Here is a 13,522-nt window from a genome sequence, read left to right as displayed (position 1 = left end):
CTGTGGTGGTCTTTCGCGGTGGCTCACGCGAGCCAGGTCGACGTTATGAGTGGTCGGTGACCCGAGGCAGGTCCCCGGTGGTCCCGGGGTGCGACAGGGCCCCCGAGCGTTTCCCTCGCCACCCGGAAGTGCGGCGGGTCAGCGGCGAAGAGTCGCGAGCAGCGCGGTGCCCAGAGGTGCTGTGACGCGTCCGGCCACCAGAGGGGTTGTGCCGGTGGAACCTGACCAGGTCCCACCGCCCCCGACGTCGCCCGGACCCGGAGTCCCCGGAACGACTCCTGGACGAGCCGCAAACCCTCCGCGGGGGGCTGCTGCGGTCAGGTCCTGCCGCTCCACACCACGGGCGGCCGGAGCGCCCGCTCCCGGCGTTGTCCGAGGTCGGGCACCGTCGGGACGAAGCTCGAAGCCCGACGCGTCCGTGGCGATACCACCGATCTGATGACGGGCGGCCGTGAGAAGGACGTCGCAGGACACCGTTCACGGGTGTCCGGCGACACCGATGTGTGGAGCGGGTGACCGGGATCGAACCGGCATGGCCAGCTTGGAAGGCTGGGGCTCTACCATTGAGCTACACCCGCGAGCGCACCGCTGAGGTGCCTGCACAGGGTACCGGGCGCCGACGTGCCTAGACTCAGGCCGCCACGGGGTGTGGCGCAGCTTGGTAGCGCACCCGCTTTGGGAGCGGGGGGCCGTGGGTTCAAATCCCGCCACCCCGACAGTCCGACGACGTCTCTAGACTCGTGGGGTGCTGCGACGCGGACAGCGTCGCGCCCACCGTCCGTCCCCCTTCCAGAGGAGCGCTGTACCGTGAAGAGCACCATCGAGAACCTGGGCCCGACCCGGGTCCGGCTCGCGATCGAGGTGCCGTGGAGCGACCTGGACCACGCCTTCGGTGAGGTCTACAAGGAGCTCGGCCGCCAGGTGCGCGTTCCCGGCTTCCGCCCCGGCAAGGTCCCGAACCGCGTGCTCGACCAGCGGATCGGCCGCCCCGTCGTCCTGGAGCAGGTCGTCCAGCACGCCGTCCCCGAGGTCTACTCCGAGGCCGTCCGCGAGAACCAGGTCCGCGTGATCAGCCAGCCCGACGTCGAGGTCACCCGCCTCGACGACGGCGAGGCCCTGGCGTTCACCGCCGAGGTCGACGTCGCCCCCACCCTCGAGCTCCCCTCGCTGGACTCCCTGGCGGTGACCGTCGACGACGTCGAGGTCAGCGACGAGGAGATCGACGCGCAGGTGTCGGTCATGCGCGAGCGCTTCGCCACCCTGTCCGGCGTCGAGCGCGCGGCCGAGGACGGCGACTTCGTCTCCATCGACCTGGAGGCCACCCTCGACGGCCAGGTCCTCGAGGACGGCAGCACCACCGGCATGTCCTACGAGGTCGGCTCGGGCGGCCTGATGGCCGGCCTCGACGAGGCCGTCCGCGGGCTGTCCGCCGACGAGAGCGCCACCTTCAGCACCGCGCTGCTGTCGGGCGAGGACGCCGGCCGGGAGGCCGAGGTCACCGTGACGGTGCGCTCGGTCAAGGCCAAGGAGCTGCCCGAGCTGGACGACGAGTTCGCCTCGATCGCCAGCGAGTTCGACACCCTCGCCGAGCTGCGCGACGACGTCCGCACCCGGCTCTCCCGCACCAAGGTGCTCCAGCAGGGGGCGCAGGCCCGCGACAAGCTGGTCGAGCACCTGCTCGAGACCATCGAGGTCCCGGTGCCGGAGAACATGGTCACCCAGGAGCTCGCCTGGCGGAGCCAGGCCATGGAGCGCGAGCTCCAGCAGGCCGGCATGGACTGGGACGCCTACTTCTCCGCCGCCGGCATCGAGGGCGGCCGCGAGGAGTACGACGCCGAGCTGCGCGAGAACGTGGAGAAGGCCGTCAAGACCCAGTTCATCCTGGACTCGATCGCCGACGCCCGTGAGGTCACCGTCGACAACGAGGACCTCTCCGCGCAGATCATGGCGCAGGCCCAGCGCAACCGGGTGAGCCCGGAGCAGTACGCCCAGCAGCTGCAGCAGGGCAACAACATCGCCGACTTCGTCGCGGACGTCCGCCGCACCAAGGCGCTGGCCCAGCTGCTCGAGGAGACGACGATCACCGACGAGTCGGGCAACGTCGTCGACCTGGAGGCGCTGCGCCCGCGCACCGTCGCCGCCCCGTCCGACGACGCGGCCGCTGATGAGGCCGACGCCGACGCCGAGGGCACCGACGAGGTCGTCACTGACGCCGAGGCGGCGGTCGACGACGCCGAGGGCAGCACCGACAAGCCCTGAGCCCCACCGGCACACCGCGCCGCCCGCACCCTCCCCGGGTGCGGGCGGCGCGGTCGTTCCCGGCCCCGCCCACGCCCCGCTGCGCCCACGGCGAACACCGGCCCCGACCGGGAGGAAGCGGTCAGGGGTGCGCGTTAGGGTCGACGTGACACCGAGGCGATCCCCGAGGCCGCACTGACGACGACCGGCACCGAGAGGCCGTCCGCGGCGTCGTCGGTCGCCCCCCGACCACCGGCCAACCCGTTCCACGAGACCGACTGCACCGCAGTCCTACGGAGGTCACCGCACCCGTGAGCAACTCAGACCTGATCACCGCCAGCGCGCCGCTGATGCGCGCGGGCGGCTCGATGATGAACCTCGGCGACTCCGTCTACGAGCGCCTGCTGCGCGAGCGGATCATCTTCCTCGGCAGCCAGGTCGACGACGTGATCGCCAACCAGCTGGCCGCCCAGATGCTGCTGCTGTCCGCCGAGGACCCCAAGCGCGACATCCACCTGTACATCAACTCGCCCGGTGGCTCGGTCACCGCGGGCATGGCGATCTACGACACGATGCAGTTCATCGACTGCGACGTCGCGACCTACGGCATGGGCCTGGCCGCCTCGATGGGCCAGTTCCTGCTCACCGCCGGTGCCAAGGGCAAGCGCTACGCCCTGCCGCACGCGCGGATCATGATGCACCAGCCCTCGGCCGGCGTCGGCGGCACCGCCTCCGACATCGCGATCCAGGCCGACCTGTTCCGGCGCACCAAGGTCGAGCTCAACGAGCTCCAGGCGCTGCACACCGGCCAGCCGGTCGAGCAGATCGCCAAGGACTCCGACCGCGACCGCTGGTTCACCGCCAAGGAGGCGCTGGAGTACGGCTTCGTCGACCACGTCGTCACCCGCGCAGACACCATGACCGCGACCGACAACCCGGTCACCGACGGACCGGAGAAGTGACCATGAGCAACTTCGAGATGCCCTCCAGCCGGTACATCCTGCCCTCCTTCGTGGAGCGCACGAGCTACGGCATGAAGGAGTCGAACCCCTACAACAAGCTCTTCGAGGAGCGCATCATCTTCCTCGGGGTGCAGATCGACGACGCGTCGGCGAACGACGTCATGGCCCAGCTGATCACGCTGGAGTCCAACGACCCCGACCGCGACATCACGATGTACATCAACAGCCCCGGTGGCTCGTTCACCGCGCTGACGGCCATCTACGACACGATGATGTTCGTCCGGCCCGACATCCAGACCGTCTGCATGGGCCAGGCCGCCTCCGCGGCCGCCGTCCTGCTCGCGGCCGGCACGCCGGGCAAGCGCCTGGCGCTGCCGTTCTCCCGGGTGCTGATCCACCAGCCCTCCGGCGAGGCCGGCGGCCAGGTCACCGACCTGGAGATCCACGCCGCGGAGATCGAGCGGGTGCGCACGCAGATGGAGAACATCCTGGCGCGGCACACCGGCCAGACCCCCGAGCAGGTCCGGGCCGACATCGACCGCGACAAGATCCTCACGGCCCAGCAGGCCAAGGACTACGGGATCGTCGACCAGGTCATCGCCAGCCGGAAGCTCAACGCCCTCCCCGCCTGATCCGGTGGCGGTACGGGCCGAGGCCGCGCGTGTCGCGCTCTCGGCCCGTACCGTTTGCCGCATCTCCGCCGGGGTCGGTCCCAGCCACTCCACCGGGTCACGGGGGAGCGGCGAGGCGGGTGTTGCGGGCCGGACGACCGGGGTGCGTCACTGCTCCGGAACGTCGGTGCAGCCGGGTAGGTTCGGCGAACGCCCGATTCCCCGGTCAGCACCGCAGGGACGACGGACGCCAGATGCGAAGGCGTCGGCAAGGGCAACGAAACGCACGTACCAGGGGCAGCGGCAGAGCCGTCCCACTCGAGGTGGAGGTCAGCCAGGTGGCACGTATCGGTGAGAGCGGCGACCTGCTCAAGTGCTCCTTCTGCGGGAAGAGCCAGAAGCAGGTCAAGAAGCTCATCGCTGGCCCTGGGGTGTACATCTGCGATGAGTGCATCGACCTCTGCAACGAGATCATCGAGGAGGAGCTCTCGGAGTCGTCGGACCTCAAGTTCGACGAGCTGCCGAAGCCCAAGGAGATCCACGACTTCCTCGAGCAGTACGTCATCGGGCAGGACCAGGCCAAGCGCACGCTCGCGGTGGCGGTCTACAACCACTACAAGCGGATCCAGGCCGGCGGTGAGCGCGGCAGCCGCGACGACGGCGTCGAGCTCGCCAAGTCCAACATCCTGCTGATGGGCCCCACCGGGTGCGGCAAGACGCACCTGGCGCAGACCCTCGCCCGGATGCTGAACGTCCCCTTCGCGATCGCCGACGCCACCGCGCTGACCGAGGCCGGCTACGTCGGCGAGGACGTCGAGAACATCCTGCTCAAGCTGATCCAGGCCGCGGACTACGACGTCAAGCGCGCCGAGACCGGGATCATCTACATCGACGAGGTCGACAAGATCGCCCGCAAGAGCGAGAACCCGTCGATCACCCGCGACGTCTCCGGTGAGGGCGTGCAGCAGGCGCTGCTGAAGATCCTCGAGGGGACGACGGCGTCGGTGCCGCCGCAGGGCGGCCGCAAGCACCCGCACCAGGAGTTCATCCAGATCGACACCACCAACGTGCTGTTCATCGTGGGTGGCGCCTTCGCCGGGCTGGACCAGGTCATCGAGGCCCGCACCGGCAAGCAGGGCATCGGCTTCGGCGCCGAGGTGCGCGGCAAGAAGGAGATCGAGCAGGCCAACGCCTTCGCCCAGGTCATGCCCGAGGACCTGCTGAAGTTCGGCATGATCCCGGAGTTCATCGGCCGCCTGCCGGTGATCACCAGCGTGCAGAAGCTGGACCGCGAGGCGCTGATCAACATCCTCACCGAGCCGAAGAACGCGTTGGTGCGCCAGTACCGGCGGCTGTTCGAGCTCGACGGGGTGGAGCTCGAGTTCACCGACGACGCGCTCGAGGCGATCGCCGACCAGGCCATCCTGCGGGGCACCGGTGCCCGTGGGCTCCGGGCGATCATGGAGGAGGTCCTGCAGTCGGTGATGTACGACATCCCGAGCCGCGAGGACGTCGCCACCGTGGTCATCACCAAGGACGTCGTCCTGGAGCACGTGAACCCGACGATCGTGCCGCGCAAGCCCGCCCGCGCCCCCCGCGAGAAGTCCGCGTAGGTCGCACGCAGCTCCGAACGACCGACGGCCCGTTCCCCTGCTGGGGAGCGGGCCGTCGCCGTTCCGGGCGTCGACCTCCCAGCCGCCAGGGGCGCTCGCCGGGTGGCGGGTCAGTGGCCAGCGGTCAGGCGGGCCCGGTAGACCGCGGCGATCTGCGCCTGGCAGGCCGCGGGGTGCCGGGTCAGCCGGCGGTGGCTGAACCGGAGGACCAGCCACCCACGGGCGGCGAGTGCGGCGTCCCGCTGGAGGTCCCGCTCTCGCGCCTCCTGGCTGCCGTGGAAGGCCGCACCGTCGAGCTCGACGGCCAGCCTCACTTCCGGCCAGGCCGCGTCCAGCCGGATGGGGCCGTCGGGCAGCAGCAGGCGGTGCTGCTGCTCGCACGGCGGCAGGCCCGGCACCGACAGGACGTGCAGCACGCCGAAGACCTCCAGCTCGCTCTGGCAGCCACCGGCCAGCAGGCCGAGAAGGTCGAGGAGCTGGCCGCGCCCGGGGAGCTCGGGTCGGTCGGCGAGGGCGGCCTCCACCGCCGTCGTGGTGGTCCGCCGCTCGCGGACGGCCCTGATCAGCGCAGCGCGCACCATCTCGGTGTGCCGCCGGCCGGCGCCAGGGCGGTGCGCGTCGCCCCAGCTGTCGACGAGCGCCCGGGGGATGGTCGTGGCAGGGAGGCCACGGGCCGAGACCACCCCCAGCCGGCTCTCCGTGCGGTGGACCCGCAGCCACCGGGAGGTGCGCACCCGCCGTCCGGTCGGCACGGTGACGTCCAGGCGGGTCACCTCGACGTCGACGAGCCGGTGCACGGCCAGGGCGCTCAGGTGGCTCAACGGCCCGCCGCTGTAGCCGGTGGCGGCGTGGGCGCGCACCGTCCAGTCCTGCTCGAGCTCCGGCACGGTGACCCAGCCGGGGTGCAGCCGCACCAGCCGGCCCTCGGCGGTCCAGCGTTCGACGCTGCGGGTGCTGGAGGCCGCGGCCAGGGTGCGGGTGCTCGCCGTGCCGGTCGGGCCGAGGAGGCGGCGGAGGTCGTGTACGGGCCCAGCCTGGGGCGACGCGGATGGCGTCGGGCCCGAGCGGAGGACATCTGTGGACAGCGGTCGGGCGTTGTCCCCTTAGCCGCCAGGGCACGGGCTGGATCGGCGGGTACCGGGCCGACGGTGCGCGGACGAGCGAGCTAGCGGAGGTCTCCGGCGGTGACGCGCTCGACGGCGGCCGGGCCGGACAGCTCACGCCGCTCCGCCGGGTGCTCGGCGTAGTACGACAACGTCCACCAGGCGAGCACCGGGTCGACGGCCCAGTGCACGTCGCCGATCAGCGCGGCGGTGGTCGTCCCCGTGGGCCCGGGCACCTGCGTCACCACGCGGGACGCCGGCCCCCGCAGCTTCACCCCGGACGCCGCGGGCGAGCCGGTCCGCACCCGCACCGCCACCCAGCTGCCCACCGCGTCGGGCAGCGGGCTCGCACCCGTGCGCGCCACCACCGGCGCCACACCGGCCAGGTCCGACCACGGCACCTCGACCTGCGCCGTCTCCTGGAAGACCAGCAGGTGGGTCGGCGTGAGCCCGACGTAGGGCACCCGGCCCGAAGCCGCCCACAGCGCCAGCGCGGCCACCGCGAACAGCACCCCGAACACCGCCAGCAGCACCATCCCGAACACCGCGTCGGGCGGTGCGGGGCGCTGGGTCACGAACGTGACGACGGCGGCGCCAAGGAACAGCACCGCCAGCACCGCCACCCCGAGCGCCTGCGCCCCCGACGGCCGGCGCAGCGGCAGCACCAGCCCGGTCACCCGCCGCCCGCCGACCTCCAGCTCGCCGGTCTCCGGCAGCCGGGTCGCCGGCCGCGGCCGCACGGTGAGCACGATCGCCGCGAGCACGACGACGACCCCCAGCGCGGCCAGCCCCCAGCCGCGCGACGCCGTGCGCGCCCACGCCGCGGCGGCCAGGCCGAGCACGACCAGCACCAGCAGCACGGCACGCCGGCCGGTGCCCAGACCCGGACGCGGACCCCAGCCCTCGGGCCGGGGGAGCGCTGCGCTCACCCCTCGGCGGGGAGCTCGGCGAGCACCACGTCCACGGTCAGCGGGCCCTCGCCGGCGACGACGGTCAGCTCCTGGATCCGCCCGGCGGAGGTCAGGTCGCGGCGCGCGGCCTCGACGAGCGCCACCTGCGCGGCCGGTGCGGTCACCGTGGCGGTGGCGACGTCGGCCCGCATCGACTGCTTGGCCTCCGACTTCGCCTTGCGCACCGCGGCCAGCGCCTCGGCGGCCACCGCCGGCACGGCGCGGTCACCACCGGTGGGCAGCTCGGTCGCGGTCGGCCACGGCGCCCGGTGCACCGAGCCGCTCTGCCACCAGGACCAGACCTCCTCGGTGACGAACGGCAGCACCGGGGCGAGCAGCCGCAGCTGCACCGAGAGCGCCAGCGCCAGCGTCGCCTGGGCGGACTCCGCACCGGCGTCGTCGGCGTAGGCCCGGGTCTTCACCAGCTCCACGTAGTCGTCGCAGAACGACCAGAAGAACGTCTCGGCGAGCTCGAGCGCGCGGGTGTAGTTGTAGGCGTCCATCGCCGCCGTCGCCTCGTCGACGACCTGGGCCAGCTGGCTGAGCAGCCCGAGGTCGATCGGCTCGGTGACCTGCGCCGAGGTGAGCGAGGTGGAGGCGCCCAGCCCGAGCACGAACTTGCCGACGTTGAGGATCTTCATGGCCAGCCGGCGGCCGACCTTCATCTGGGCCTCGTCGAACGGCGAGTCGGCACCCGGCCGCGCGCCGGCCGCCCGCCAGCGCACCGCGTCCGTGCCGTAGCGCTCCAGCACGTCGATCGGCGTGGTCGCGTTGCCCTTGGACTTCGACATCTTCTTGCGGTCCGGGTCGACCACGAAGCCGGAGATGGTGGCGTGCGTCCACGGCACCGCGCCGTGCTCGAAGTGCGCCCGGACGACGGTGGAGAACAGCCAGGTGCGGATGATGTCGTGCGCCTGCGGCCGCTGGTCCATCGGGAAGACGTGCGCGAACAGCTCCGGGTCGGTGTCCCAGCCCGAGGCCACCTGCGGTGACAGCGAGGAGGTGGCCCAGGTGTCCATCACGTCGGGGTCGGCCATGAACCCGCCGGGCACGCCGCGCTGCGACTCGTCGAACCCCTCGGGCACCTCGGAGGAGGGGTCGACCGGCAGCGCCGACTCGGGCGCCAGCAGCGGCGAGGTGTAGTCCGGCTCGCCCTCGTCGTCCAGCCGGTACCAGACCGGGAACGGGACGCCGAAGAACCGCTGGCGGCTGATCAGCCAGTCGCCGTTGAGCCCCTCGACCCAGTTCTCGTAGCGGTGCCGCATGTGCTCGGGCACCCACTGGATCTCCCGGCCGCGCGCCAGCAGCGCCTCGCGCAGGTCGGCGTCCCGGCCGCCGTTGCGGATGTACCACTGCCGGGTGGTGACGATCTCCAGCGGGCGCTCGCCCTTCTCGAAGAACTTCACCGGGTGGGTGATCGGCCGCGGGTCGCCGACCAGGTCGCCGGACTCGCGCAGCAGCTCGACGATCCGCTGCTGGGCGCTGAAGGAGGTCTTGCCGGCCAGCTCGGCGTAGACGTCGGCGGGCACGCCGGCCGGCGGCTCGAGCACGAACCGGCCGTCCCAGCCGATGACGGCGCGGGTCGGCAGCTGCAGCTCCCGCCACCAGGTGACGTCGTTGAGGTCGCCGAAGGTGCAGATCATCGCGATGCCCGAGCCCTTGTCCGGCTCGGCCAGGCGGTGCGCGACGACCGGCACCTCGACGTCGAACAGCGGCGTGCGCACCGTCTTCCCGAACAGCGGCTGGTAGCGGGCGTCGTCGGGGTGGGCGACCAGGGCGACGCAGGCCGGCAGCAGCTCGGGGCGGGTGGTCTCGATGAACACCGGGCCCTCGGGGCCGGCGAAGCCGATCCGGTGGTAGGCGCCGGGGCGCTCCCGGTCCTCCAGCTCGGCCTGGGCGACCGCCGTCCGGAAGGTGACGTCCCAGAGGGTCGGCGCCTCCTGGGCGTAGGCCTCGCCGCGGGCGAGGTTGTGCAGGAACATCCGCTGCGCGGTGGCCCGCGAGGTCTCCGAGATCGTCCGGTAGACGTTCGACCAGTCCACCGACAGGCCGACCCGGCGCCACAGCTCCTCGAACGCGGCCTCGTCGACCGCGGTCAGCTGCTCGCAGAGCTCGACGAAGTTGCGCCGCGAGATCGGCAGCTGGTCCTTGGCCGGCTTCTCCGGCGGGGAGAACGACGGGTCGTAGGGGAGCGAGGGGTCGCAGCGCACGCCGTAGAAGTTCTGCACCCGGCGCTCGGTCGGCAGCCCGTTGTCGTCCCAGCCCATCGGGTAGAACACGTGCCGGCCGCGCATCCGCTGGTAGCGGGCGACGATGTCGGTGTGGGTGTAGCTGAAGACGTGCCCCACGTGCAGCGACCCGCTCGCGGTGGGCGGCGGGGTGTCGATCGCGTACGTCTCCGAGCGGGGGGCGGCGAGGGCGGCGGCGCGGTCGAAGGCGTAGGTGTCGCGCTCCGCCCAGCGGCGCACCCAGGTGTCCTCGAGGCCGTCGAGGGAGGGCTTGTCGGGTACGCCGACGAGAGCTCCCGGAGCGGTGCTGTCGGGGGCTGAGGTGTCGGCTGCCATGACTGGCATCCTAGGAGCGGTGAGCACCTCCCTTTCCCGTGACCTCGACCGGGTCGAGCAGGCGCTCCTGGCGCGGTGGCCGGAGAACCGGCTGGAGCCGTCCCTGACGCGCATCTCGGCGCTGCTGGACCTGCTGGGTTCCCCGCAGCGCGCGTTCCCCGTCGTCCAGGTCACCGGCACGAACGGCAAGACGACGACGGCGCGGATGGTCGACGAGCTGCTGCGCGGGTTCGGCCTGCGCGTGGGCCGCTTCACCAGCCCGCACCTGGAGACGATGCGCGAGCGGATCGTGCTGGACGGCGAGCCGATCGGCGCCGAGCGGTTCGTCGAGGTGTACGACGACATCGCGCCCTACGTGCAGATGGTCGACGCCGGAAGCGACGCCCCGCTGTCGTTCTTCGAGGTGACGGTGGCGATGGCCTACGCGGCGTTCGCCGACGCCCCGGTCGACGTCGCCGTGGTGGAGGTGGGCATGGGCGGCACCTGGGACGCCACCAACGTCGCCGACGCCCGGGTCGCCGTCGTCACGCCGGTCTCGATGGACCACGCCGAGTACCTCGGCCCCGACGTCGCGACGATCGCCACCGAGAAGTCCGGGATCATCAAGCCCAGCACCGGTGACGGCGTGCTGCCCGACGGCCGCCCGGACGGCGGGGTCGTCGCGGTGCTCGCCCACCAGCCCCCCGGTGCCCTCGAGGCGCTGGTCCGCCGGGCGATCGAGGTCGACGCCACGGTGGCCCGCGAGGGCACCGAGTTCGGCGTGCTCGAGCGCCGGGTCGCCGTCGGTGGCCAGCAGGTGCGCCTGCAGGGCCTGGGCGGTGAGTACGACGAGGTCTTCCTGCCGCTGTTCGGCGCCCACCAGGCGCAGAACGCCGCCGTCGCGCTGGCCGCCGTCGAGGCGTTCCTCGGCGCGGGTGCGGCCACCGGGGTGATCGCGCAGGACGTCGTCCGGGAGTCGTTCGCCGCCGTCCGGTCGCCCGGGCGGCTGGAACGGGTGCGCAGCTCGCCCACGGTGCTCGTCGACGCCGCGCACAACCCGGCCGGCATGGCGGCCACCGTCGCGGCGGTGCGGGAGTCCTTCGACTTCACCCGGCTGGTCGGCGTCGTGGGCTGCGTGCGCGGCAAGGACGTCAGCGGCATGCTCGCCGAGCTCGAGGGGCTGTGCGCCGAGCTCGTCGTCACCGAGAACAGCTCCTCGCGGGCGATGCCGGCCGACGAGCTGGGGGCGCTGGCGGTCGACGTCTTCGGCGCCGACCGGGTGAGCGTGCACCCGCGGCTGACCGACGCCCTGGAGTCGGCGATGGAGCTCGCCGAGGCCGGTCCGGACGATGCCCTGGGCGGGTCCGGCGTGCTGGTCACCGGCAGCGTCATCACCGCCGGGGAGGCGCGCGCCCTGCTCGGGGGCAAGCGCTCATGACGGCGCCCGACCCGGTCCGGGCCGGGAAGGCGCTGGGCGGGGCCGCCGCGGCGATCCTGCTGCTGGAGGGGATCGCCGTCCTGTTCGTGCCGCGGGGGATCGCGCAGAGCGGTGACGGGCTGACCGGGTTCCGGCTGACCGTGCTGATCGTGCTGGCGGTGCTGCTGGTCCTGGCCAGCGGGGTGCAGCGCCGTCCGCAGGGGCTGGTGGTCGGCACCGTGCTGCAGGTGCCGCTGCTGCTCACCGGCTTCTTCGGGGCGGCGATGTGGCTCGTCGGCGGGCTGTTCGTGCTGATCTGGGCCTACCTGCTGCAGATCCGCAAGGAGCTGCTCGGCAGCCCGTTCGGGCCGCCACCCGCCGCACCCCCGGCCGCATCCCCGCCGACCGACCCGGCAGGTCACCCGTAGGGGTGGCGTGCCGGGCGGTCCACCTGCGGCAGCGGCATGCTGACGTCGAGTGAGTAGTCAGTGACCGGGTGTCCCGGTCACGGAGGACACGGGGGTGGACGATGGCCGACCACAGCCGTTGCTGCGCAACGCACCACGATCGCCCGGCTGCCAAGAAGCGCGGTCGTGACGAGCCGGTGATCGCACCGGCCGGGGCGATCAGCCAGACGATCGTCGAGTACGCGCACCGGGTGCGGCACCAGGTGCACGACGACCTGGTCGACCGGCACGCCCGCGAGCTGCACGCCCGCTCCAGCTACGACTGCTGGAACGGGCTCAGCGACAAGGACCAGGAGCTCTGGCGGCACATGGCCCGGCTGGACCTGACCAGCCGCCGCTGACCGCTCGACGCTGACCGGTCACGCCGCGCTGGCGTCGCCCAGCTGGTCGCGGAGCGCGCCGGCCCCGGTGCCCAGCTGCTGCAGCACCCGGTCGACCACCGGGTCGGCCACCGCGAGCAGCCCGGCCAGGACGGCGCCGCTGTCGATGGCCCGGGCCCGGCGGGGGACCCGCTGCCGCAGCACGTGGCGCAGTGACTCCTCGAGGGCCCGCTTGCTCCCGTCGGCGAAGGCGATGTGGCCGGCCGGGCTGCCCGCGCGCCGGTCCAGCGCGCCCGGCCCGAAGGCCGCCTCCGCGGCGGCGCGCACCTGGTCGAGGTCGATGCCGACCGCGGCCAGCGCGTCGGCGTCCAGCGCACCGCCGGAGCGGGCCAGTGCCGACCTGATCGAGGCGTGGTCGGCGCCGGCGGCGCGCAGCACGTGGCCACCCCGGCCCTGGTCCACGGCCAGCGCGAGCAGCAGGTGCACCGGCTCGATCTTCTCCGCCCGCAGCGCGCGGGCCTGTTCCTGGGCACGGACGACGGCCTGGCGGGCCTCGTCGGTGAAGCGCTCGAACACGTCAGCGGTCCCTTCTCGAGGTGGCGTGCTTCTTGTGGACGGCCTGCTTGCTGACGCCGAGGGCGTCGGCGATCTGCTGCCAGGACCAGCCGCGGTCCCGGGCGTTGGAGACCTGGAGGACCTCGAGGCGGTCGGCCAGGTCGCGCAGAGCGCGGATGGCGCGCAACCCGGTGTCCGGGTCGTCGGCCGCCGCGGCGGTGGTGACGTCGGTGGGGGAGGCCATGACGTCAACGTAGGTTGACACTGCGGTGTTGTCAACCAGGGTTGACCCGCCCGGTGTCCCGTACGCTCCCGCCCGTGTCTGCACCCACCGCTGATCGCACGCTCGTCCTGGTCAAGCCCGACGGCGTCGCCCGTGGCCTCGTCGGCCAGGTCATCACCCGCCTCGAGGCCAAGGGCCTGCGCCTGGTCGCCGCCGAGCTGCGCACGCTGACCGCCGAGGTCGCCGAGGAGCACTACGGCGAGCACCGCGAGCGCCCGTTCTTCGGCTCGCTGGTCGAGTTCATCACCGGCGGCCCGCTGCTCGCCCTGGTGGTCGAGGGCCCCCGCGCCATCGAGGCCTTCCGCGCGCTGGCCGGCGCCACCGACCCGGTCAAGGCCGCGCCGGGCACCATCCGCGGCGACTTCGCCCTCGAGGTGCAGAACAACATCGTGCACGGCTCCGACTCGCCCGAGTCGGCCGCGCGCGAGATCGCGCTCTTCTTCCCCGGCCTCGGCTGAAC

General features: G+C 72.7%; 13 protein-coding genes and 2 tRNA genes. 9 read left to right on the top strand and 6 right to left on the bottom strand.

Annotation, left to right across the window (positions count from 1 at the left end):
• Window positions 1-504: 504 nt before the first annotated feature.
• Window positions 505-578: transfer RNA gene (locus FHX36_RS08415), tRNA-Gly, on the bottom strand.
• A 64-nt stretch (window positions 579-642) separates the two neighbouring features.
• On the opposite strand from FHX36_RS08415, the gene FHX36_RS08410 reads away from it, so the two are divergent.
• The 5 genes from FHX36_RS08410 to clpX all read left to right on the top strand — a co-directional run bounded on the left by FHX36_RS08410 (window position 643) and on the right by clpX (window position 5,424).
• Window positions 643-716: transfer RNA gene (locus tag FHX36_RS08410), tRNA-Pro, on the top strand.
• Window positions 717-807: 91 nt separating this feature from the next.
• Complete coding sequence (tig, locus tag FHX36_RS08405) at window positions 808-2,259, top strand: trigger factor (RefSeq protein ID WP_181428689.1); 1,452 nt, start codon at window positions 808-810, stop codon at window positions 2,257-2,259.
• A gap of 290 nt (window positions 2,260-2,549) precedes the next feature.
• Complete coding sequence (locus FHX36_RS08400) at window positions 2,550-3,200, top strand: ATP-dependent Clp protease proteolytic subunit (RefSeq protein WP_425487822.1); 651 nt, start codon at window positions 2,550-2,552, stop codon at window positions 3,198-3,200.
• Window positions 3,201-3,202: 2 nt separating this feature from the next.
• Complete coding sequence (locus FHX36_RS08395; RefSeq protein ID WP_110551417.1) at window positions 3,203-3,832, top strand: ATP-dependent Clp protease proteolytic subunit; 630 nt, start codon at window positions 3,203-3,205, stop codon at window positions 3,830-3,832.
• Window positions 3,833-4,149: 317 nt separating this feature from the next.
• The gene (clpX, locus tag FHX36_RS08390) at window positions 4,150-5,424 is read left to right on the top strand and encodes an ATP-dependent Clp protease ATP-binding subunit ClpX (protein WP_110551427.1); all 1,275 of its coding nucleotides are present in this window, start codon (window positions 4,150-4,152) and stop codon (window positions 5,422-5,424) included.
• 110 nt (window positions 5,425-5,534) lie between these two features.
• Here the strand turns inward: clpX and FHX36_RS08385 are convergent, their stop codons facing one another.
• From FHX36_RS08385 to valS, 3 genes are all read right to left on the bottom strand, one after another.
• Window positions 5,535-6,338: a DUF559 domain-containing protein gene (locus FHX36_RS08385; RefSeq protein ID WP_110551418.1), complete on the bottom strand. Its 804-nt coding sequence runs from the start codon at window positions 6,336-6,338 to the stop codon at window positions 5,535-5,537.
• Between the two features lie 251 nt (window positions 6,339-6,589).
• Complete coding sequence (locus FHX36_RS08380) at window positions 6,590-7,456, bottom strand: hypothetical protein (protein WP_146251540.1); 867 nt, start codon at window positions 7,454-7,456, stop codon at window positions 6,590-6,592.
• Entirely contained in the window at window positions 7,453-10,041 is a 2,589-nt protein-coding gene (valS, locus tag FHX36_RS08375) for a valine--tRNA ligase (RefSeq protein ID WP_110551420.1), read from the bottom strand. Before valS ends, FHX36_RS08380 begins: the two co-directional genes overlap by 4 nt.
• A 19-nt stretch (window positions 10,042-10,060) precedes the next feature.
• Between valS and FHX36_RS08370 the strand changes: the two genes are divergently transcribed.
• The 3 genes from FHX36_RS08370 (at window position 10,061) to FHX36_RS08360 (ending at window position 12,245) form a co-directional block, all read left to right on the top strand.
• On the top strand, window positions 10,061-11,458 hold the full coding sequence (locus FHX36_RS08370) for a bifunctional folylpolyglutamate synthase/dihydrofolate synthase (RefSeq protein ID WP_110551421.1): 1,398 nt from the start codon (window positions 10,061-10,063) through the stop codon (window positions 11,456-11,458).
• Window positions 11,455-11,865, top strand: a complete 411-nt coding sequence (locus FHX36_RS08365; protein ID WP_110551422.1) for a DUF4233 domain-containing protein — start codon at window positions 11,455-11,457, stop codon at window positions 11,863-11,865. Before FHX36_RS08370 ends, FHX36_RS08365 begins: the two co-directional genes overlap by 4 nt.
• 176 nt (window positions 11,866-12,041) lie before the next feature.
• Complete coding sequence (locus FHX36_RS08360; RefSeq protein WP_110551423.1) at window positions 12,042-12,245, top strand: hypothetical protein; 204 nt, start codon at window positions 12,042-12,044, stop codon at window positions 12,243-12,245.
• Between the two features lie 18 nt (window positions 12,246-12,263).
• On the opposite strand, the gene FHX36_RS08355 is transcribed toward FHX36_RS08360, so the two are convergent.
• Window positions 12,264-12,800, bottom strand: coding sequence for a Clp protease N-terminal domain-containing protein (locus FHX36_RS08355; RefSeq protein ID WP_183513667.1), 537 nt, complete (start codon window positions 12,798-12,800; stop codon window positions 12,264-12,266).
• 1 nt (window position 12,801) lies between these two features.
• Complete coding sequence (locus tag FHX36_RS08350; protein WP_110553943.1) at window positions 12,802-13,023, bottom strand: helix-turn-helix domain-containing protein; 222 nt, start codon at window positions 13,021-13,023, stop codon at window positions 12,802-12,804.
• Between the two features lie 74 nt (window positions 13,024-13,097).
• Between FHX36_RS08350 and ndk the strand changes: the two genes are divergently transcribed.
• On the top strand, window positions 13,098-13,520 hold the full coding sequence (ndk, locus tag FHX36_RS08345; protein ID WP_110553942.1) for a nucleoside-diphosphate kinase: 423 nt from the start codon (window positions 13,098-13,100) through the stop codon (window positions 13,518-13,520).
• The last annotated feature ends 2 nt before the right edge of the window (window positions 13,521-13,522 follow it).

The sequence above is a fragment of the Modestobacter versicolor genome (assembly GCF_014195485.1).
GTDB lineage: Bacteria > Actinomycetota > Actinomycetes > Mycobacteriales > Geodermatophilaceae > Modestobacter > Modestobacter versicolor.
The sequence above is the reverse complement of the archived record's forward strand: the minus strand, read 5'-3'. Positions and strand labels throughout refer to the sequence as shown.

Bases quoted from the DNA above. Each gene is read 5' to 3' on its own strand.
- FHX36_RS08395 (WP_110551417.1), top strand. From the start codon at position 3,203: ATGAGCAACTTCGAGATGCCCTCCAGCCGGTACATCCTGCCCTCCTTC.
- valS (WP_110551420.1), bottom strand. From the start codon at position 10,041: ATGGCAGCCGACACCTCAGCCCCCGACAGCACCGCTCCGGGAGCTCTC.
- FHX36_RS08365 (WP_110551422.1), top strand. From the start codon at position 11,455: ATGACGGCGCCCGACCCGGTCCGGGCCGGGAAGGCGCTGGGCGGGGCC.
- FHX36_RS08350 (WP_110553943.1), bottom strand. From the start codon at position 13,023: ATGGCCTCCCCCACCGACGTCACCACCGCCGCGGCGGCCGACGACCCG.